This is a genomic window from Rubrivirga litoralis (genome assembly GCF_031846415.1).
GTDB lineage: Bacteria > Bacteroidota > Rhodothermia > Rhodothermales > Rubricoccaceae > Rubrivirga > Rubrivirga litoralis.
Map to the genome: position 1 here is coordinate 18,393 of NZ_JAVRHT010000016.1, position 20,065 is coordinate 38,457.

Annotated in this window: 15 protein-coding genes; 8 read left to right on the top strand and 7 right to left on the bottom strand. The window is 73.8% G+C overall.

Annotated features, from left to right (window positions below; all coding sequences use genetic code 11):
- Positions 1-21: 21 nt before the first annotated feature.
- The 4 genes from RM540_RS08180 to gndA form a co-directional block, all read right to left on the bottom strand.
- Positions 22-1,980, bottom strand: coding sequence for a DUF3858 domain-containing protein (locus RM540_RS08180; protein ID WP_311663064.1), 1,959 nt, complete (start codon positions 1,978-1,980; stop codon positions 22-24).
- On the bottom strand, positions 1,977-4,052 hold the full coding sequence (locus RM540_RS08185; RefSeq protein ID WP_311663065.1) for a DUF3857 domain-containing protein: 2,076 nt from the start codon (positions 4,050-4,052) through the stop codon (positions 1,977-1,979). The genes RM540_RS08180 and RM540_RS08185 overlap by 4 nt, the downstream gene beginning before the upstream one ends.
- Positions 4,053-4,405: 353 nt before the next feature.
- Positions 4,406-5,974, bottom strand: coding sequence for a glucose-6-phosphate dehydrogenase (gene zwf / locus RM540_RS08190; protein ID WP_311663066.1), 1,569 nt, complete (start codon positions 5,972-5,974; stop codon positions 4,406-4,408).
- Positions 5,975-6,235: 261 nt separating this feature from the next.
- The gene (gene gndA / locus RM540_RS08195) at positions 6,236-7,708 is read right to left on the bottom strand and encodes an NADP-dependent phosphogluconate dehydrogenase (RefSeq protein WP_311663067.1); all 1,473 of its coding nucleotides are present in this window, start codon (positions 7,706-7,708) and stop codon (positions 6,236-6,238) included.
- Between the two features lie 372 nt (positions 7,709-8,080).
- Between gndA and RM540_RS08200 the strand changes: the two genes are divergently transcribed.
- The 4 genes from RM540_RS08200 to RM540_RS08215 all read left to right on the top strand — a co-directional run bounded on the left by RM540_RS08200 (position 8,081) and on the right by RM540_RS08215 (position 11,639).
- On the top strand, positions 8,081-8,368 hold the full coding sequence (locus tag RM540_RS08200) for a hypothetical protein (RefSeq protein WP_311663068.1): 288 nt from the start codon (positions 8,081-8,083) through the stop codon (positions 8,366-8,368).
- Positions 8,365-9,573, top strand: a complete 1,209-nt coding sequence (locus RM540_RS08205) for a KamA family radical SAM protein (RefSeq protein ID WP_311663069.1) — start codon at positions 8,365-8,367, stop codon at positions 9,571-9,573. The genes RM540_RS08200 and RM540_RS08205 overlap by 4 nt, the downstream gene beginning before the upstream one ends.
- A gap of 2 nt (positions 9,574-9,575) precedes the next feature.
- The gene (locus RM540_RS08210; RefSeq protein WP_311663070.1) at positions 9,576-10,967 is read left to right on the top strand and encodes a Fic family protein; all 1,392 of its coding nucleotides are present in this window, start codon (positions 9,576-9,578) and stop codon (positions 10,965-10,967) included.
- Between the two features lie 72 nt (positions 10,968-11,039).
- Positions 11,040-11,639: a hypothetical protein gene (locus RM540_RS08215; protein WP_311663071.1), complete on the top strand. Its 600-nt coding sequence runs from the start codon at positions 11,040-11,042 to the stop codon at positions 11,637-11,639.
- Between the two features lie 253 nt (positions 11,640-11,892).
- On the opposite strand, the gene RM540_RS08220 is transcribed toward RM540_RS08215, so the two are convergent.
- The 3 genes from RM540_RS08220 to RM540_RS08230 form a co-directional block, all read right to left on the bottom strand.
- Positions 11,893-12,165, bottom strand: a complete 273-nt coding sequence (locus tag RM540_RS08220) for a DUF4235 domain-containing protein (RefSeq protein WP_311663072.1) — start codon at positions 12,163-12,165, stop codon at positions 11,893-11,895.
- A gap of 113 nt (positions 12,166-12,278) precedes the next feature.
- Positions 12,279-13,451 carry an arsenosugar biosynthesis radical SAM (seleno)protein ArsS gene (gene arsS, locus RM540_RS08225; RefSeq protein WP_311663073.1) on the bottom strand — a complete coding sequence of 391 codons (1,173 nt, stop codon included), beginning with the start codon at positions 13,449-13,451 and terminating at the stop codon, positions 12,279-12,281.
- Positions 13,452-13,524: 73 nt separating this feature from the next.
- Complete coding sequence (locus tag RM540_RS08230; RefSeq protein ID WP_311663074.1) at positions 13,525-13,857, bottom strand: arsenosugar biosynthesis-associated peroxidase-like protein; 333 nt, start codon at positions 13,855-13,857, stop codon at positions 13,525-13,527.
- Between the two features lie 156 nt (positions 13,858-14,013).
- Here RM540_RS08230 and RM540_RS08235 point away from each other — a divergent pair, with 156 nt between their 5' ends.
- The 4 genes from RM540_RS08235 to RM540_RS08250 all read left to right on the top strand — a co-directional run bounded on the left by RM540_RS08235 (position 14,014) and on the right by RM540_RS08250 (position 20,033).
- Entirely contained in the window at positions 14,014-15,129 is a 1,116-nt protein-coding gene (locus RM540_RS08235) for a hypothetical protein (RefSeq protein ID WP_311663075.1), read from the top strand.
- Positions 15,130-15,572: 443 nt separating this feature from the next.
- Positions 15,573-16,793 carry an acetate/propionate family kinase gene (locus RM540_RS08240; protein WP_311663076.1) on the top strand — a complete coding sequence of 407 codons (1,221 nt, stop codon included), beginning with the start codon at positions 15,573-15,575 and terminating at the stop codon, positions 16,791-16,793.
- Between the two features lie 130 nt (positions 16,794-16,923).
- A complete protein-coding gene (locus tag RM540_RS08245) occupies positions 16,924-19,188 on the top strand; it encodes a PAS domain-containing sensor histidine kinase (RefSeq protein WP_311663077.1) in 2,265 nt (754 codons plus the stop codon).
- Entirely contained in the window at positions 19,185-20,033 is an 849-nt protein-coding gene (locus tag RM540_RS08250) for a DUF6503 family protein (protein ID WP_311663078.1), read from the top strand. Before RM540_RS08245 ends, RM540_RS08250 begins: the two co-directional genes overlap by 4 nt.
- Positions 20,034-20,065: the final 32 nt, after the last annotated feature.

The following is a 20,065-nucleotide window of genomic DNA, read 5'->3' on the forward strand; positions in this document are numbered from 1 at the left end:
CGGGGTGGGGCGGCGCCTGGATTACCGCTCCGTTCGGAGGACGGCCTGCTCGGCGTCGGCGCGGGCGACGGCGGCGAAAAAGGTGCGCGCCTCGTCGTACGCCTCCGCCGGCAGGCGCGGCGTCTCCACGACGAGCTCGCGGACGACGACGAGCGCCCCGTCGTCCGCCGTCTCCGCCTCCAGACGGTAGCGCCCGGCCGGACTCACGATCTGGACCGGCTCGGGGAGGCGGTGCACGGCGTAGCCCTCGGGGAGCACGAAGCGAACCGTGTCGCGCTCGGCCGAGGCCGACCCCAGCCACACCGGCTGCGTGCGCGCGTCCACGCGGGGCAGCGCCGGCGCCGCGCCCGCGAACGGGACGAGGCTGACCAGGAGCCGCCCGCCCGCCCGCCGCGCGGCGTGGGCGATGCGGAGCCGCGCGCCGATCGTGATCTCGTCGGGCCGTTCGGCCGCGCCGGACAGGTCGAAGTCGAGGACGTCGAGGCTGGGGAGGCCCGTCACCTCGCGGAGCACGCCGGCGTGCTCGGCCGACGTGGTCCGGTCGAACGCGGCGAGGGCGTCGGCGCGCGGCTCGCCGCGCAGCGCCCACGCGACGTCGGCCTCCGCCCCGCCCCGCTCGTCGAGGCGCACGGTCGCCGTGCGGAGCGTCCGGTTGGCGTCGGGCGCGCTCACGGGCGTCTGGACAAGCTCGCCGCCGGTGTCGGTCACGCGGAGGGCGGGGCGGCCCTCGGTAAAGGCGCCGAGGTGGTCGAAGGCGGCGTAGGGGCTCGTGCATTCGAGCCACGCCGCGCCCGTCCGAATCGGGGCCGTCCGCATCGGCAGTTCGGCCTCGTCGGGGAGCGCCACGCGGAGGACGACGTGATTGAACGCGTTGTCCGGAAAGTCCTCGGCGAGCGCTGAGCCGTGCTCGCCGGCCTCGACCAGGACCGGGTCGGACGCGATGCCGGCTTCGGCGAGCAGGGCCTGCATGTAGTTCGTGAGCGCCTTGCAGTCGCCGTAGCGCCGCTCGAACACATAAGCCGCGTCGAACGGCTGCCAGCCGCCCAGCCCGAGTTGGACGCTCACGTAGCGCGTCGTCTGCTGGAGGTGCCGGTACAGGCGCCGGGCCTTTTCGCGGTCCGTCGCTGCGCCCTCGATGATCTGGTGGACCGCGGCGCGGGCGGCCTCGGGGAGCGCCTGCCGGTCCTGCGACAGCCCGCCGTACCACGCCCCGAACGCGTCCCACGAGTCGAGCCGGCCCGGAGCGTCCCCGATTTCGAAGCGGTCGGTCCCCAGCCGGAGCTCGGGGAGCTGGTCCCACCACGGCGGCCCGAACGGCTCCGCCTCGGCGGCGGGGCGGTCGGCGAGGCCCCACGCGTAGCGGTCGCGCCCGCCCGACCGGACGCGGACGCCCTCGCCCAAGTCGCGCGTCCACGTCCGCACGAGCGCCTCGGACGGGACCTCGAGCCAGAACGCGGCCGACTCGACCGGGCGGCCCTCCGGCTGCGGCCGCCACGTCGGCCAGCCGAGGACGCCGCGGTGCTCGATCTCGTACGCCCACTCGACCGTGAACGGGTAGCGGTCGCCGTAGAGCTCGACGGAGCGGAGCCGGAGGTCCTCGTAGAGCGACGTCAGCGCGCGGTCCTCGCCGTCGCGCCCGCCCGCCGTACCGACGACGCGGCCGTCCGCGTCGCGGAGCGTGCCCTCGACGCGGCGTAGGTCGCGGAACCCGCCGTGGACGAGGCGGAGCGCCCCGGCCGCCTCCCGCCCCGCCGGCCCGAACGCCGTCGTCACCAGGCGCACGCGCGTCGTCGCGCGTCCGGGCGAGGCCACGTCGTATTCGGTCTCGTAGAGCCGGACGACGGCCGGAGCCCCGTCGGCGAACGCGGCGGTCTCGGGCGTGACGGCGAACGCGGCGTCCTGGGCGCGGGCGGGGAGGGCCGCGAAGAGCGCCGCGGCGAGGCACCACGCGGCAAACGTCAGTCGGGGCGGGGCGGTCATCGCTGTCCCCCCGTCTCGGAAGCGGCCTCCGCCCCGCCCGTATCCGCCCCGCCCGTATCCGCCCCGCCCGCGGCGGCCTCCTCTGTAACCGCTTCGTCTGGGGCCGCCGGGGGCGGGGCGGCCGTCCGCGTCAGGACGACGGCCTCGCCCTCGGCCGCTACGATCTCGTCGTAGAGCCTCCGCAGGGCGGGGTACTCCTCGGGCGAGACCTGCGCCTGAGCCACCGTCAGCACGGCGCGGACGACGAGCCGGCCCGGCTGCGCGACGACGGCGCGGCGGTAGGTCACGGCCCGGCTCGGGATCGTAAGCGCGAGCAGATCGGGCACCTCCTCGACGGCGTAGCCCTCGGGGAGCGCGAGGTCGGCGACGTACGTTCGCGTCGAGGGGTAGGCAAAGTCGACGGGGAAGGCGCGCGTCGGGCGCTCGAACGGGTTCTCGTCGAGCCGCATGAGGAGCGCCGGCGTCAGGTAGATCTCGTCGAGGACCACCTCGCCGGCGTCCGGCGCCGCGAACGTGGCGTCCATCTGGAGCGGGGCGTACGGGTCGCCGGCGCCCTCGACCGAGACCACCTCCATCTCGACCTCGTCGGGGGCCTCGGCGGCCGCCTCGGCGGCCTGCGTGGCGGCCGCGGCCGGAGCGCCGGCGGCCTCCTCGTCCAGTCGGGTACGCGCGTCGAGCGCGGCGTACCCGTCCAGCCGGAGGCGCACGCTCCCCGCCGCCCCGCCCTCGGGCGAGACCTCGGCCTGGACGGTGATGGAGGTGGAGGTGCCGCCGGGCGCCCCGAAGTCGATCCACTCGGGGCGGTCGCGGTCGGCGAGCCAGCCGGCTCCGCTGAGGGCCTGGACCGGAAGCGTGCCGTACGGCCGGTTTGGGTCGGTCGCGTCGAGAAGCTGGGGCGGCTCGCCCTCGACCTCAGCCAGCACCACGACCCAGTCGAACTGGTTGACGAGCGGGTAGAGATCGAGCGCGCGGCCGTTCCCGCGCGTCGAGAGCAGGACGGGCGTGGCCGCGACGCCGGCCTCGCGGAGGAGCGACGCCAGGAGCAGGTTGAGCTCGGCGGCCGTTCCCCCCTTCGTCTCGACGACGTCCTCGAGGTTGCGCTCCGCGAACACCCCGCCCCGCTCGTTCCACACGTACTGCGTGCGGACGAGGTCGTAGAGCGCGCGGGCCACCTCGCCCGGCGTCCCCGACGCGTCGGCGGCGAGCGCACGGACGCGGCGGCCGGGGCGGAGGCGCCGCCCGAACTCGTTGTGGCCGTCGAGCTCGTTGGCCACCTTCTCCCACGTCCCGAGAACGGTCCGCGTCGGCTGGTTGCGCGGGTTGATGCGGCGGAGCTGGAGGAGCACCTTCTGCTCGTAGTCCGCCTCGGTCGTCGTAAACGGCTCCTCTCGGAGGGCCGGGACGTCGTGGGCCGTCCACCGCAGCGTGGTCGTCCGCCAGTCGCGCCGGTAGTCGCCCTGGGTCGGCTGCACCTCGACCTGGCCGCCCTGCGTGTAGGCCATGTAGTCGAAAAACTCCGGCACCTCGAAGCGGTACTCGCTCACGAGCGTCGGCTCGCCGGACTGGAAGACCCACGGCGGCGGCGAGAAGATGTTGTCGCTCTCGTAGACGTACGAGAACTCGAAGATGGCGCCTGGGGTGAGAGCCGGCATCGAGAACCGAACCTCGCGGAGGTCCTCCCCGACGTCGCCGTCGAGGACCGCCCCGCCCTCGAGCTCGACGCGCCGCATCGAGCCGTCGGGTTCGGGCACGAACGTCTGCCCCTTCACGCTGCGGACCTTGTTGTCGCGGTGGTAGCGGTAGGCGAACTCGCCCAGCTCGTAGCCGCTCTCGCGGAGCACCTTGACGCGGCGGTGGCGGCGGACCGTGTAGCGGAAGTCGTTCCGGTACCGGTCGTATTCGAGCTCCGCCACCCCGACATCGCCCAGCACGACGGCCGCCGCGTCGGGGTCATCGGGGGCCGCGTCGAGCGCGCGCTCGGCGTCGGTGACGTCCCCCCAGCGGATGGGGAGGTCTTGGGCCGCCGCAAGGGCGGGGAGGAGCAGGACGACGAGGGGCAGGAGCCGGCGCACAGGCGGGAGAGGGCGCGTGAGTGGATCGGTATCGCGCGCGCCGGCCGAATCTACATTTAGGCCCTTACACCGTCTCCTTTGGTACACCAAAATGCCCCGTGTCCCTCGGCTGGCATTCCCACACGGCGCGGCGGCCTCAACGCCCGCCCCGCCCGTGCCGTGGGTGGGGTGGCGGATCGGCAACGGACCCTGCCGCGCCCCGGTGCCGAGTAGGGCGGGGCGGCCTCCCCGCCCGACGACCGCCCCGCCCGCGGTGGAGCCAACAGGCACGCAACGAAGGGCGAGGGCGGGGCGGCCGCACCCTGCCGCCCCCGCCTCGCCCTCGGCGTGGTGCCGGGCGGGGCGGGGCGGCGCTACCCCTCCTGCGCCACCGACGCCGGCCGCGCGTCGGCGGCGGCCTCGGGCGCCATGCCGGCCGGCGTGGGGTCGGGCGGGAGCGGCTCGAACCACGAGCGGCCGTCGTGGGCCAGCATCCGGTCGGCCGCGGCCGGCCCCCAGGTGCCCGAGGCGTAGTTCGGGAACTCGGCCGGCGGCGAGTCGGCCCACGCGTCGAGGACGGGCTGGACCACCTCCCACGCCGTCTCCACCTGGTCGGCCCGCATGAACAGCGTGGCGTCGCCGCGGATGGCGTCGAGGAGCAGCGTCTCGTACGCCTCGGGCGGGGTCTCGAACGCGTCGTCGTAGTCGAACCGCATGGCGACCGGGTGGAGCAGCATCGACGGGCCGGGCCGCTTGGCCTGGAACCGGAGCACGATGCCCTCGTCGGGCTGGATGCGGATGACGAGCCGGTTCGGCTGCCACGCCTCGTCGGCCCCGGCCGGGAACGCCCGGTGCGGGACGGGCCGGAACTGGACCGAGACCTCCGACACGCGCCGCGGCATCCGCTTCCCCGTGCGGAGGTAGAACGGGACGCCGTGCCAGCGCCAGTTGTCGACCTCGAGCTTGAGCGCGGCATACGTCTCGGTCGTCGAGTGCGGGTCGACGTTGGGCTCCGCCCGGTACGCCGGGACCTCCGCCCCGCCCAGGAACCCCGACCCGTACTGGCCGCGCACGGCCACCTCGTGCACCCGGTCGGGCGCGATCGGGCGGACCGCCCGGAGCACGTCGACCTTCTTGTTGCGGACCTCGTCGGCCTGAAACGCGACGGGCGGCTCCATCGCCACCAGGCACAGGAGTTGGAGCAGGTGGTTCTGGACCATGTCGCGGAGCGCCCCGGCCCCCTCGTAGTACCCGCCCCGGTGTTCGACGCCGACCGTCTCGGCCACCGTGATCTGAACGTGGTCGACGTAACGGGCGTCCCAGATCGGCTCGAACAGGACGTTCGCGAACCGGAAGGCCAGCATGTTCTGGACCGTCTCCTTGCCCAAGTAGTGGTCGATCCGGTACACCTGGCTCTCGTCGATCGTCTCGGTGAGCGTCCGGTCGAGCGCCCGAGCGCTCTCGAGGTCGTGACCGAACGGCTTCTCGATGACGATCCGGCTCCGCACGATGTCGTCGAGCAGGTGCGCCTCCGTCAGCCCGCGCACGATGGGCTCGACGAGGAACGGGGCGACCGACAGGTAGAACACGCGGTGCGGGGCCTCGCCGTCCGGGGCGAGCGCGTCGAGCCGCTCGCGGAGCCGCTCGAACGTCTCGGCCTGCGTCACGTCGCCCTGGACGTAGGCCAGCCGCTCCTCGAAGGCGTCCCAGTCCTGGTTGGCCGCGTCCTTGGGGAAAAAGCGGCCGAGCGAGGTGGCCGCGTCGCAGGCGAACGACGCGAACCCGCCGTCGTCCATCTCCGCCATGTCGACGCCGACCACGTCGACCTCGGCCGGCAGGTGCCCCTCGCGGTGGAGGTCGTAGAGGGCCGGGACGAGCTTCCGGTGGGCAAGGTCGCCACCGCCGCCGAAGAGGACGAGCTGGACCGTGGGGGGGACGCGCATTACGGGTAATGGGTTATGAGTGATGAGCAGGAGGGAACGGTGGGGGCGGGGTGGTTGAGCAGGCGCCACCCCGCCCTCTACTCGTCACCCGTCGCTATCAGAAACCGTTTAGTAGAGGTTCCCCCTCCCCCACCGGGGGAGGGCCAGGGAGGGGACAGACATCGGAGCGGCCAGCGAGGGCGGGGCGGCCGTCCTGGGTCTCCCCTCCCGACCTCCCCCGCCGGGGGGGAGGAGACTCGGAGCCGGCGGCTCAACAGTTTCTCACAGCCCAGCCGGCGCCCACTGGGCGTGGAACACGCCGTCGCGGTCGACGCGCGAGAACGTGTGGGCGCCGAAGTAGTCGCGCTGGGCGGCGACGAGGTTGGCCGGCAGCCACGCGCTCCGGTACGAGTCGAGGTAGGACAGCGACGCCGAGATCGCCGGGACCGGGATGCCCGCGCGGACGGCCTCGGCCGTGATGTCGCGGATGTCCTCCTGGTGCCCGTTGAGCTCCTTGGCCACGACCGGCGCCACGAGCAGGTTGTCCAAGTCGCCGTCGGCCCGGAACGCCGCGCGGAACGACTCGAGCATGGCGGCGCGGATGATGCAGCCGCCCCGCCAGATGCGCGCGACTTGGCCCAGGTCGAGCCCGAACTCGTAGGCGTCCGACGCCCGCTTGAGGAGGGCGAAGCCTTGGGCGTAGGTGACGAGGAACGCCGCGTGGACGGCGTTCCCGAGCTGGCCGACGACGTCGGCCTCCACCCCGCTCACGCGGCCGGCCGGCGTGCCGAGCAGTTCGGCCGCCGCGACGCGCTCGGGCTTGAGCGCCGAGAGGTAGCGGCTGGTGACGGCCACGTCGATCGTCGGCGTGGGCACGCCGAGGTCCATGGCGTCCTGGCTCGTCCACTTGCCGGTCCCCTTCTGGCTCGCGTGGTCGGCGATAAAGTCGAGGAGGTAGCGGCCGGTCGCGCCCTCGGGCGGGCTCTCGTCGCTGGGCTCCTCGTCGGGCCGGACCCCGGCGGCGTCGGGCTGGTGGAGGATGTCGGCCGTGATCTCGACCAGGAAGGACTGGAGCGCGCCCTCGTTCCAGCGCCCGAACAGGTCGCCCATCTGCTCGTTGCCCATGCCCAGGCCGCGCTTGCACACGTCGTAGGCCTCGGCCAGGATCTGCATGAGCCCGTACTCGATCCCGTTGTGGACCATCTTGACGTAGTGGCCTGCGGCGCCGCCGCCGAGGTGGGCGACGCACGGGTCGCCGTCGACCTTGGCCGCCATGCCTTCCAGGATCAGGGCCACGCGGTCGTACACCTCGCTCGGCCCGCCGGGCATCATGCTCGGCCCGTGGCGGGCGCCCTCCTCCCCGCCCGAGACGCCCATCCCGAAAAAGTGAAGCCCGGCCTCGGCCATCTCGGCCTGCCGCCGCTGCGTGTCGCGGAAGAACGAGTTGCCGCCGTCGATGAGCAGGTCGCCCTCGGACAGTTTGCCCTTGACCGACTGGATGACCGAGTCGACCGGCGGGCCGGCGGGGACCATCACGAGCAGGTTCCGCGGCGTCGGGAGCGCGTCGAGAAAGGCGTCGAAGTCGGTCGTCGCGGCGACGGCGCGGCCCTCGGCCTCCTGCTGGAAGCCCTCGACGGCGTCGGCGCCGAGGTCGGCCCCGGCGACGGAGACGCCCTCGTCGAGCGCGTTGAGGGCGAGGTTGCGGCCCATCACGCCGAGGCCGATGACGCCGAGGGAGGGTTGGGAGCTAGACAAAGCGGGAAGGGGGGTGGTGTGGGAGGGGACGGACCTGTACGCGCGTCGGCCGCCGGGGAGCCCCGAAGAGGGAAAATGGGGAAGGGAAAAGGGAGGACGGGCAGAGGAAGCCCGCCGGGCGGGGTGGTGCGCTCCTCCCCGCCCCGCCCACCGGGGCCGCTCCCGCAGAGCGCCTCCCCAGCTCGGGCCACGGCACTTCAGAGGCCACGCCGGACGTGGGGAGCCAGGGCGAAGGCATCTCACTCCCCTTCCTGCTCCGGCCTGCTCGGAACGGTCGCGGCCGACGTTCGAGCGGGCGGGGTGGAATCCACGGCCCGTCCGCGAACGGCGACCGGGCGGGGCGGTACCACCCGGAGCCACCCCGCCCCCGCCGTGCCCGACCGCCCGACCTGCAACGCCCACGGGTTCGACCGTTACCACCACGCCGTCCGCGCCGACCTGACGTACGGCGGCGGCGGGTGGTTCGCGCTCTTCAACGGCGTGTCGAGCGCGCCCAAAAAGATCGCGTTCACGTGCTCGCTCTGCGGCGAGACGTTCGAGACGACGCGCGACCCCGAGGTCCTGAAGCAGTACCGGAAGTACCCGTACGTCCGCAAGCCCGCCGACGTCCCGGTCGCCCCGCCCTCCGGCGGCCGCCCCGCCCCGCCCGACGGCGCATGACGGCCCGGCCCCAGCACAACGGCTCGGCGGCCGAGTGGGACGACTGGCGCTGGCAGATGCGCCACCGCGTCGACACGGTCGAGGCCCTCGAACGGTACGTCCGCCCGACGGCGTCGGAGCGCGAGGCGATCGAGGCCACGCGCGGCGTGTTCCGATGGACCATCACGCCGTACTATGCCAGCCTCATGGACCCCGTCGACGAGCGCGACCCGGTCCGCCTCCAGGTGGTCCCGCAGCGGGCCGAGGTCGAGCCCGACATCGTCGGCGTGGTCGACCCGCTGGACGAGGGCGGCCACAGCCCGGTCAAGAACCTCGTCCACAACTACCCGGACAAGGTCGCCTTCTGCGTCACGTCCGAGTGCGCCGTTTACTGCCGGTACTGCCTCCGCAAGCGGATGGTCGGCGACGCCGACTTCATGATGCGGAAGGACGAGCTGCGGGCGGGGCTCGACTACCTCCGCGCGCACCCCGAGATCCGCGACGTGCTGCTCACCGGCGGCGACCCGCTCGTGTTCTCGGACCAGAACCTGGACTGGCTCCTGGGCGAGATCCGCCAGATCCCGCACGTCGAAGTCGTCCGCCTGGGGAGCCGGCTGCCCGTCGTCAACCCGATGCGGATCACGGACGAGCTGTGCGCGGTGCTGGCCCGGCACCACCCGGTCTGGCTCAACACGCACTTCAACCACCCGAAGGAGCTCACGCCCGAGGCCCGCGCGGCGTGCGCGCGGCTGGCCGACGCCGGCGTCCCCGTGGGCAACCAGACCGTCCTCCTCGCCGGCGTCAACGACGACGCCGAGACGATGCGGGCGCTGTGCGAGGGGCTCGTCACGATGCGCGTCCGGCCGTACTACCTCTACCAGGCCCAGCTCATCGGCGGCACGGCCCACCTGCGGACGCCGATCGAAACGGGCATGGCGATCATGCGCGAGCTGAGGGGCCACACGTCCGGCTTCGCCGTCCCCACCTACGTGCTCGACACGCCCGACGGCAAGGTGCCGCTGACCCGCGACTACGTCCTCGGCCGCGCCGGAGACTGGGTGGTCATGGAGACGACGCGGGGCACGCTTTGGGCCGAGCCCAACCCGCTCGACGGCGCCGCCCCGCCCGTGCATCTTCCCGAAGTCGAGATGCCCGACGAGGCGCGGACCGTCCCGACCGGGGCGCCGCGGTTCGTATATGGAGAGACCGCCACCCCGCCCGGATAGCCGTGTCTGACCCCGCGATGCTCGGAGCCGCCGCCCAGATCGAGCGTGCCCGCGCTCTCCGAGACGAGCTGGACGCCCTGCGCCCCCTCGATCCGGAGCAGGTCGGGAAGGCGATGCAGCGGCTCCGCCTGGAGTGGACCTACCACTCGAACGCCATCGAGGGCAACTCGCTCACGTACGGCGAGACGCGCGCGCTCCTCATGCACGGCGTGACGGCGCAGGGGAAGCCGCTCAAGGATCACCTCGACATCAAGGGCCACCGCGAGGCGCTGGACCACCTCGAACGGCTCGCCGGAGCGGACGAGCCGCTGACGCTGGCGGCGGTCCGCGAGCTTCACCGGGTGCTCCTCGGCGAGCCCTACGAGACGTGGGCTGAGACGGCGGACGGCCAGCGCGTGCGCCGGACCGTCACGCCTGGCGAGTTCAAAGCGTTCTCGAACAGCGTCAAGACCGTGACCGGCGAGACGCACTACTACGCGCGCCCCGAGGAGACGCCCGCTCTCATGACCGACCTCGTGGACCGCTACCGAGCGGGGTGGCGAGAGGTAGAGCAGGGCGGGGCGGACGCCGTCGTCGTCGCGGCCGACCTCCACCACCGCTTCGTCGCGATCCATCCGTTCGACGACGGGAACGGGCGGATGGCGCGCCTGCTCATGAACCTCGTCCTGATGCGGGCGGGGTACCCGCCGGCGGTCATCCGCCAGGAGAACCGGCCCGCCTACTACGGCGCACTCGCGGAGGCGGACGCCGGCGACCTCGGCCCGTTCGTCCGCTTCGTGGCCGACGAGCTGACGGCGACGCTTGACCTGTACCTCCGCGCCCTCCGCGGCGAGCCGGACCCGACGGCGTTCAGCCGCCGCGTGGCGCTGCTGAGGAAGGAGGTGGAGACCTCGGGCGGGTCGGTCGAGCGAACGCCGGAGGCGCTGGCGCGGATTACGCGGGGGTTTGTTGTTCCCTTCCTTGAGCGGGTCCACGAAGGAGGACGCGACCTTGCCTCCTTGTTCTCAGGATTGGACGAGTTCAGCACCTACGCCGAAGCAAACAGGCCGACAAAGTTTCTTGGGAACAGGGATGTAGATGAAGTTTTAGTGCGTGCTGATTGGGATAGCTTTAAGTATGAGTTGTATCTAAGGGGATATGTAGAAGACCCGGCGCAGGACGTGCATTTGGAAGTAGGCGGGCGCTCGGGGAGAGATCACGTCGTAATCAGCTTAGTCGGTTCTCAAACTCCGCTTGTGCGAGTGGCATACGACCAGGTGATCGGTGACGAGGAGCCGGCTCATCTCGCCGAGAAAGTGCTGGAGCGAGTCGTCGATCAGATCGAGCAACTTCATCGCCAAGCGCCGGGGCGACTAGACTCCGCAGAGACCGCCCCGCCCTCGGGCCTCCCCTGAACCGCCCCGCCCGCGGACCGCGTGGGCGGGGCGGTCGTGGAACGAGCCTACCCCGCCCCGCCCCGCCCTCGCATGGCCGAAAAGAGCATCGACGACTGGCTCGACGAGATCGACATCGACGCGTCCGACGTCCCCGCCGACTACGGCGACAAGTACACCGACCCTGAGCTCCGCTGGCGGATCAAGGAGGCGATCCAAGCCAGCGGCAAGGGCGGTGACGAGGGCGAGTGGTCGGCCCGCAAGGCGCAGCTTCTGACGCAGGAGTACGAGCGGCGCGGCGGCGGCTACGCCGGCGACAAGGCCGAGAGCCAGAAGAGCCTGGAGGCGTGGACCGACCAGGACTGGCAGACCGAGGGCGGGGCGGCCGACGCCGCCGCGGGAGACCACATGTCCCGCTACCTCCCCCGCGACGCCTGGGCGCTCCTCACGGACGCCGCCCGCCGCGAGGCCGAGCGGACCAAGAAGGCGGCCGACGACGCCGGCGAGCAGGTCGCCGACTGGCCCGACCGCGTCCGCCGGACGATGGCGGAGCTGGGCCACGCCGACGGCGACGGGCTGACCAAGGACGAGCTGTACGAGCGCGCCCGGGAGCTCGACGTGAGCGGCCGGAGCACGATGACGAAGGACGAGCTCAAGAGCGCGATCCTCGACGCCTACCAAGCCGAGCGCTGAGGGCGGGGCGGGGCCGCGCGGCGCTCGGCACGGAACGCCTCCACCACCCCGCCCCGCATGATCGCCGTTCTCCGCCGGATCGAGCCGCTGTCCCTCGCCAGGATCTACACCGTCGTGACCGGCGCGCCGATGCTGCTGTTCGCGGTCTCCGCTGGGCGTGGGCTGTCGCTCGTGGGCGGGGCGGTCGGGAGCGAGCCCGGCGACTTCAGCCCAACTGGCGTCTTGTACCGCCCCGCCCGCGTGGGCGGGGCGGTCAGGCGTCGTAGCGGTCCGTGGGGACCGGACCGTCGAGGACGTGGGCGGCCGCACGGCGGGCGGCGAGCCGCGCGACGCCGGCCACGACCGACGCCGCGACCGTCCACGTGAGCGCCTCGGTCCAGGCCGTCTCCGACGAGGCCGGGTTGAGGGGCGGGTCCTCGCCCGTCGCCGCGTTCCAGCCGACTTTGAGGAGAGAGCGGGTGGCAAAGGCGGCGGCGACGGCCGCCCCGCCCGAGACGAGCATCCAGGTGTGTTTCTGCGAGAGCATGGGTGGGAGAGGTGTGGCCGCCTCCTACGCCCTCGCCGGGTCCCGTGTCCCGCCCCGCCCCCGCGTTGGGCGGGGCGGTCCCTCTTGCCCCTTTGCCCGTCTCCCTTGCCTTCTTACGCTGTCGCGCCGCCGCACGAGGAGCCCGCTCCGGCCGTGCACCCGTAGCAGTGGCGCGCCGTGCGGACCGCCCGCGCCTGCCACGCGTCGAGGTCGAAGTCGGCCACGTGCTCGAACGGGACGGCCGCGTCCATCTCCAGCTGCTGGTTGAAGTCGCAGTCGTAGACCCGGCCGTCCCACCCGACCGAGACCGTGTTCCGGCACATGACGCCGTCGATGGCGCCCGGGTTGAACGCGCCCAGCAGCCGCTCCATGTACGTCTCGAGCTGGCCTTTCTCGATCAGCCACTCGAGGTAGCGGCTCATGGGCATGTTGTTGAGCGCGAGCAGGCGGTCGAACGAAACCCCGTGGTTCCGCGCGAGGGCCGCCTTCCACTCGTCCTCCAACGACGCCTGATTGCCAGCGAGGAAGCTCCCCACCGGGTTCGTGACGAGCGTGAGCACGCGCTCGGGGTCGCTTTGGCCGTAGCCGGCGTCGTTGAGCGCGCGGAGCGCCTTGAGCGACTTGGCGTACGTCCCCTCGCCGCGCTGCGCGTCCGTCCCCAGCTCGCGGTAGTGAGGGAGCGAGCAGGCCACCTCGACGCCGCGCTCGGCGAACCACTCGGGCAGGTGCCGGTAGCGGCGGACGGTCAGGATGGTCAGGTTGCAGCGGTCGATCACGTGGAGGCCGCGCGCCACGCACTCGTCGACCAGGTACTCGAAGTGCGGGTTGAGCTCGGGCGCCCCGCCCGTGAGGTCGACCGTGTGGAGGGCGCAGTCGGGGTGGGCCAGGATCCGGTCGATGGCGCCGAGGCAGGCGTCGACGGCCTCGCGGTCCATGTTCTCGGTCGTCCGGTCCGGGCCGGAGTCGACGTGGCAGTGCCGGCACGTCATGTTGCACAGCTTGCCCACGTTGACCTGGACGATCTCGAGCGGGGCGGGGCGGAGGCCGCCGGGCCAGCCGGACGCCGCGAGGTCGGCGTGGAAGCTCCCGGTCCCGGTCGGGCCGAGAGCGAGCGGGACGGCGTCGAGCGCGGCGAGCTGGACGTCCGGCTCGGCGAGCGGCGTCCGCCGCCCGTACAGGCTGGTCGTCCGCTTTGGCCCGTCCTGGACGTCGGCGACGAGTTCAGCGGAGAGGACGGGGAGCGAGATCGGCTGAGCGGAGCCGTCGCCGGTGGCGTCGAACGACATGCAGAGGCGGGGCGGAAAACGGGGAGGAGAAAAAAGGGAGGGAAAGAGGGAGCGGGCTCCCCCCGCCCCGCCCTCACATCGTCTGCGCCTTGACGCCGTCGAGCATCTGGAGCCCGTGGACGAGCGACGCCCCGCCCCGGATGGCCGTCGCCACGTGGACGGCCTCGGTCATCTGCTCCAGGTCCGAGCCCTTCGCGAGCGAGTCCTGCGTGTAGGCGTCGATGCAGTACGGGCACTGGACCGTGTGGGCCACGGCGAGCGCGATGAGCGACTTTTCGCGCGCCGTCAGCGCGCCGTCCTCGAACACCTTGCCGTAGTAGTTGAAGAAGGCGTCGGCGAGGGGCTTCGAGCCCTCCTCGATCTCGCCGAATCGCGGCAGGTGCTCGGGCTTGTAGTAGGTCTCCACGGGAGGGGCGGGGTGGGGTGGGAGGGGCCGGGCCGGCGGCGGGGCCGTCCGCGGCGCGGGCGGAGAGACGCACCCGCGGGCGGGGCGGTCCCGGTTGTGGAGCGCCCGTCGGACGGATACCTTACTCGGCCCGCCCCGTGACGCCGCCCCGCCCTCGTGTCCACCCTCGGTTGGTTCCTCCTGCTCCTCGTCGCGGCCGCCGTCGCGTGGGTCGTCCTGCGCGGCCGCCGCGCGACGCCGCCGCCGCGCCCGGCGCTCGGCCGCGACGACCTGACGAGCCTGGGGCTCTCTGAAGTTCGCGCGCGCGAACCGGGAGCGTCGCCCGTCCGCGAGTCCAGCGCCTCGCCCGCCCGCGCCGCCGCCCCGCCCCGCCCCGGCCCGGCCCGGCCCGCCCCGGCGGCCGCCCCGCCCGCGCTCGCCCGGCCGTCCGGCCCGGTGGCGGACGGCGAGGTGAGCCCCGACGCCACGCTCTGGCCCGACGGCGCCGAGCCGGCCCGGCACCTGCTGGCCGCGCTCGCGGCTCACGCGGGCGGGGCGGCCGGCGTCCTCCGCTACGACGCGGAGGCCGACGCCTACGTCGCCGAGGCCGCCGCCGGCGCCCGGCTCCCCGAGCCGCTCCCGGCCGACCGCTGCCCGCTCCACCGGGCGCCCCAGGACGGCGAGCTCACGCTCCTCGACGAGCCGAGCGGGATGGGGCCGTTCACCGGCGACGTCCTCGTCCGCGCGCTCGCCGCCCCGCCCGCGGCGCGGGCGTTCCTGGTCGTGGCGCCGGCCCACGCCGACGCCGCCGTCGGCCAGGTGGGGCCGTTCGCCGACCTCCTCGCTGGCCTCTCCGACCTCGCGCCCGCCGCCCCGCCCGTGCCCGCGCGCCCCTCGCGCGCGGCCGTGATCCGGGAGGAGCAGGAGGCGGCCGAGGTCGAGGGCCGGCCGCTCGCGTTCGCGCTCGTCACGCTCGCCGACGCCGAGGAGATCCTCGCGCGCGAGGCGCCCGACGAGGTCGCCGAGGCGGAGGCCGGCCTCCGGCGGCGCCTCGCCGACCACCCCGCCGTCCGCCGGACGGAGCCGTTCGGGGACCTCCTGGTCGGCGCGTTCCTCGACCTCGACCCCGACGGCGTGGCCGCGTGGTGCGAGTCGACCTCGGCGAGTGCCCCGGCCGTGTTCATCGGCGCTGTCGCCCCGGTCGACGGCGCCGCCGCCGACGTCCGCGCCGCCGCCGCCGACGCGCTCCACGACGCCTACGAGCAGCAGCGCGCACAGGTCGTGGCGGGATAAGGGATGTGGCGCGCGGGCGGGGTGGTGCCCGTCTTTGTTCCGCCCCGCCCCGCCCCGCCCCGCCCCGCCCCGCCCGGCGCCGGCCACCCCGCCCCCGCAGGCACCCGCGTTGGACACGACGCGTCGTGTCCAACGCGGGCGGGGCGGTCTTGTGTGTCGCAGACATCCGCCCGAGGCGAGGCAGTCCCCCTCCTGAACACCGCGCAGCGTCGGCGCAGCCAGGAGGGGCTAGGACCCAAAGGGCGGGGTGGTTGCCGGGCGGACGGGGCGGTCCGAACAGTCGCCGCCCCGCCCCCGAGGCCTGCAGGCCCGCCCCAATGCGGACACCACGCGTGGTGTCCCTACGAATCCGCCCCGCCCACGGCAGGGCGGGGTGGTCGCATCTTCCGTCTGCCTCGTAGCGCTCCGCCCGGCCTCTTCCCGTTCCTCGTTTCCCGCCCCCCATGGTCGTCCTCGTCATCAACGCCGGCTCGTCGTCCCTGAAGGTGGACCTCATCGACGCCGCGGCGCAGGAGACGCTGGCGTCGGGGCAGGTCGAGCGGGTCGGGGCCGTCTCCAGCCTCGCCTCGTTCCGGCTGGGCGAGGGCAAGCCCGACCGCGTGTCGCTCTCCGCGCCCGACCACGCCGTCGCCCTCGACGTGCTCCTGGGCAAGATGCGCGAGGCCGACGGCCCGAACCGCGACGTGCTCCCCCCCATCGAAGCCGTCGGGCACCGGGTGGTCCACGGCGGCGAGCGGTTCGCCGAGTCGGCGCTCATCAACGGCGAGGTGGTCGACGCCATCCGCGACGCGTTCGACTTGGCTCCACTTCATAACCCGGCCAACCTCCGGGGCATCCTGGCCGCGCAGAAGACGTTCCCCGATGTGCCGCAGGTGGCCGTGTTCGACACGGCGTTCCACCAGACGATCCCGCCCCACGCCTACCTCTACGCGCTCCCCAACCGGCTCTACCGGCGCCACAAGATCCGCCGGTACGGGTTCCACGGGACGAGCCACTACTACGTCTCGCGGCGGCTCTACGAGCTCGCGGAGCTCGACAAGACCGACAGCCGCGTGCTCACGCTCCACCTGGGCAACGGGTGCTCGGCGTGCGCCATCCGCGACGGCCGGAGCGTGGACACGTCGATGGGGATGACGCCGCTGGAGGGGCTCGTGATGGGCACGCGCTCGGGCGACCTCGACCCGTCGATCGTGTTCGACCTCGTGGACAAAGAGGAGATGCCGCTCGCCGAGGTCTACACGCTCCTCAACCGCTACTCGGGGCTCCTGGGGCTCAGCGGCTACGCCGCCGACATGCGCGACCTGCTGGCCGAGGCCGCCGACGGCGACGTCCGGTGTCAGCAGGCGATCGACGTGTTTTGCTACCGGGTCAAAAGCTACGTCGGCCGCTACCTCGCCGTTTTGGGCGGCCTCGACGCCGTCGCGTTCACGGCCGGGATCGGCACGTTCGCGGCGCCCGTCCGCGCCCAGATCCTAGATGGTCTGGAGGGGCTCGGGATCGTCCTCGACGCCGACGCCAACGAGGCCGCGAGCGGGGCGGAGGCCCGGATCTCGACGCTCGACAGCCCGGTCCAGGCGTGGGTGGTCCCGACCAACGAGGAGCTCGTAATCGCGCTCGACACGATGAAGCTGGCGGGGGCGGCCCAGCAGACGCCGTTCGTCTAGCCGCCCCGCCCGGCACCATCCCGCCCCACTGGCCGGGGGCGTGTGCCGAGGGACGCCGCCCGCGCGGGTTCGCCCCGCGAGCGGGGCGGGGCGGTCGTCGTAGATTCAGGGTCTATAGATCCCTTCCACTATGATGTCCCGCCGCCCCGCCCTATCGGGCCTCGCCGGCCGCTCCGAGCCCGACCGCCTGGCGGCCTGGCTGGACGAGAGCGACGCGTTCCAGTTTTTGTCCCGGACGCTCGGGGACGTCCTCGTGGTCCTCGACCCCGACGAGCGCGTGGTGTACGCCGGCACCGGCGCCGACGCCCTGTTCGGCTCCGGCACCCTCCGCGGATGCCCCGTCCGGTCGGTCCTCGCCGGCGGCGGCTCGCTGCCCCCGTCGCTGACGGCCTCGGGCGTGTGGGAGGTCCAGCTGGCCGACGGGCGCTGGGTGAGCCTATCGGCGTCCGGCCTGGGCGGGGTGGAGGTGGATGGGCTCGGGCCGCTCGACGGGTACGCCCTCCTGCTCGCGCGCGAGATCGGCGAGGAGCGCGTGGCGCGCGACCGGCTCGACCTGTTCCGCCGGGCGCTCGACGCCACCAACAACCTCGTCGTCGTCTCCGACGCCACCCAGGACGACCTCCCCATCACGTTCGTCAACCAGCACTTCCTCGACGTCACCGGGTACGAGCGCGAGGAGGTGCTGGGTCGGAACTGCCGGTTCCTCCAGGACCGCCCCGACGGCACGCGCGACGGCGACCAGGACGGAGTCCGCCACCTCCGCCAGAGCGTGTCGGCCGGCGAGGCCGTCCACGTCCTCGTGCGCAACTACACGAAGGGCGGGCGGATGTTCTGGAACGACCTGTTCGTGACGCCGGTCCACGACGCGGCGGGGCGGCTCACGCACTACGTCGGCGTCCAGAACGACGTGACGGACCGCGTCAAGGTGGAGGCCGAGCGCGACGCCCGCGGCCGCCTGCTCGGGGCGTTCTTCGAGGGCGCCCCGTGGCTGATGGGCGTCGTCGAGGTCGGCGAGGGCGGGGCGCTCGCGTACCGGCGCGTAAACCGGGAGCTCGCGGCCGCCTACGGTGCGCAGCCGGCCGACCTCGCCGGCCGGCCGCTCGCCGCGCTCGGCCACGGCGAGGCCGAGCGCGCGGCGTGGCAGCGCGCGGTTCGGGCGTGCCTCGACGGCGGCGGCCCGGCCCAACTGGACGCCGTGTGGCCGCCCGGAGCCGACCCCGACGCCATCGGCGCCCGGCACCTCCGGATCACCCTGACGCCGGTCGACGACGGCACCGCGGCCGTCGTGATCGAGGACGTGACGGAGTTTGACCGGCTCGTGGCGGCCCAGGCCGAGCGGACGGCGGCGCTCGAACAGGCGGCCGACGCCGTCGTCATCACCGACGGCCGGCTGGACTCGCCGGGGCCGTTTATCCACTACGTGAACCGGGCCTTCGAGGAGATGACCGGGTGGACCCGGGCCGAGGTCGTCGGCCGGAGCCCGCGGATCATGCAGGGGGCCATGACCGACCGGGCCGAGCTGGACCGGATGCGGCGGGCGCTCGGGGCGGGGCGGCCGTACCGGGGCGAGCTCGTCAACGAGCGGAAGGACGGGACGCCGTACCTCGTCGAGGTCGACATCGCCCCGCTCCGCGACGCCGCCGGCGCCGTCACCGGCTACGTCTCGACGCAGCGCGACGTGACCGAGCGCCGGCGGCTCGAGGGCGAGGTGCTCTCGGCGGCGGCCCAGGCCCAGGAGGACGTGGCCCGCGACCTCCACGACGGGCTCGGCCAAGTCCTCTCAGGGACGGCGTACCACCTCCACGGGCTCGCCGAGAGCCTCGCGGCCGAGGGCTCAGCCTTCGCCGCCGAGGCCCAGCGGGCGGCCGACCTCGTCCAGAACGCCCAGCGCCAGGCCCGGTCGCTGGCCCACGGCCTCTCCCCTGTCGCCGTCGGCGTCGACGGCCTGGCGGCCGCGCTGGTCCGGCTGACGCGGGACGTGGCCGAGACGTACGACGTGGCGTGCCAGTTTGTGAGTTCGGGGGCGCCGGCGGTCCGCCCCGTCGAGGCCGCTGGCGACCTGTACCGGATCGCCCAGGAAGCCGTCGCCAATGCCGTCCGCCACGGCCGGCCGTCGTCCGTCGTGGTCCGCCTGGACCCCAGCCACGGCGGCGACGGCGACGGCCGCGCCCTGCTCGCGATCGAGGACGACGGGGCCGGCATCCCCGAGGCCAACCTCGACGGCGCCGACCACGACGGGGCCGGCGGCCTCGGCCTGCGCACGATGCGGTACCGCGCGCGGCGCGTCGGCGGCACGTTCGACGTGTTCCGGCGGCCCGGCGGCGGCACGGCCGTCCACGTCCGGTTCCCCACCGCCGCCGGGGCCGCGCTCGCGGACCCGCCGCAGCCCGCGTGAGCCCACCCCGCCCCGCCCGCCGCGGGCGGGGCGGCCGCTCTGCCCCACCCGACTCCGTCCGCCGCCCCGCCCGATGGTCGTGGGCGGGGTGGGCCGTCGCCGCCGTCGTCGCCCTCGCCGCCTGCGCCGAGCCGCCCCGCCCGCAGGGCGACGCCGAGGCGCTCGCGCTCCTCGACCGCGCCCGGGCGGTCCACGGCTCGGCCGCGCTCGACCGCGCCGACGTCCGGTTCGAGTTCCGCGGGACGCCGTTCACGCTCCGCCGCGACGGCGGCGCCTTCCGCTACGCCCGCACGCTTACCGACTCGCTAGGCCGGACTGTCGAGGAGGCCGTCGACAACGAGGGCGCACACCGGACCGTAGGCGGGGCGGCGGTGCCGCTGGACTCGGCCGAGGCCGCGCGCCTCGCGACGGCCGTCAACTCTGTGGCCTACTTCGCCCTCCTCCCCGCCCCGCTCGCGGACCCCGCCGTCCGCGCGCGGTCGCTGGGGCCGGGCCGCGTCGGCGGCGAGGCCTTCGACCGCGTCGGCGTCACGTTCGCGCAGGACGGGGGCGGGGCGGACTGGGACGACCGCTACGTCTACTGGCTCCGCCCCGACGGCCGGGTCGCCTACTACGCCTACACCTACGCGGCAGACCCGGCCGACACGTCGCGTGCCGAGACGGGCACGCGGTTCCGCGCGCTCGACGGCGAGCGCCGCGTGGACGGCGTGCTGTTCCAAGACTGGCGGAACCTGACAGCCGACTCGGTCAGCGCGATCGAGGACTACGGCGACATCCACGACGCGGGGCGGACGTTCGAGGTCTCGCGCGTGGCGCTCGACTCGGTCCGCGTGCAGACGCGGTAGAGAAGGCGCCCGGGGCACAGCCGGGGAGATCC

Coding starts and splice junctions, on each gene's coding strand:
- RM540_RS08180 (WP_311663064.1), bottom strand. CDS start 1,980: ATGACCGCCCCGCCCCGACTGACGTTTGCCGCGTGGTGCCTCGCCGCG.
- zwf (WP_311663066.1), bottom strand. CDS start 5,974: ATGCGCGTCCCCCCCACGGTCCAGCTCGTCCTCTTCGGCGGCGGTGGC.
- RM540_RS08205 (WP_311663069.1), top strand. CDS start 8,365: ATGACGGCCCGGCCCCAGCACAACGGCTCGGCGGCCGAGTGGGACGAC.
- RM540_RS08215 (WP_311663071.1), top strand. CDS start 11,040: ATGGCCGAAAAGAGCATCGACGACTGGCTCGACGAGATCGACATCGAC.
- RM540_RS08220 (WP_311663072.1), bottom strand. CDS start 12,165: ATGCTCTCGCAGAAACACACCTGGATGCTCGTCTCGGGCGGGGCGGCC.
- arsS (WP_311663073.1), bottom strand. CDS start 13,451: ATGTCGTTCGACGCCACCGGCGACGGCTCCGCTCAGCCGATCTCGCTC.
- RM540_RS08240 (WP_311663076.1), top strand. CDS start 15,573: ATGGTCGTCCTCGTCATCAACGCCGGCTCGTCGTCCCTGAAGGTGGAC.
- RM540_RS08245 (WP_311663077.1), top strand. CDS start 16,924: ATGATGTCCCGCCGCCCCGCCCTATCGGGCCTCGCCGGCCGCTCCGAG.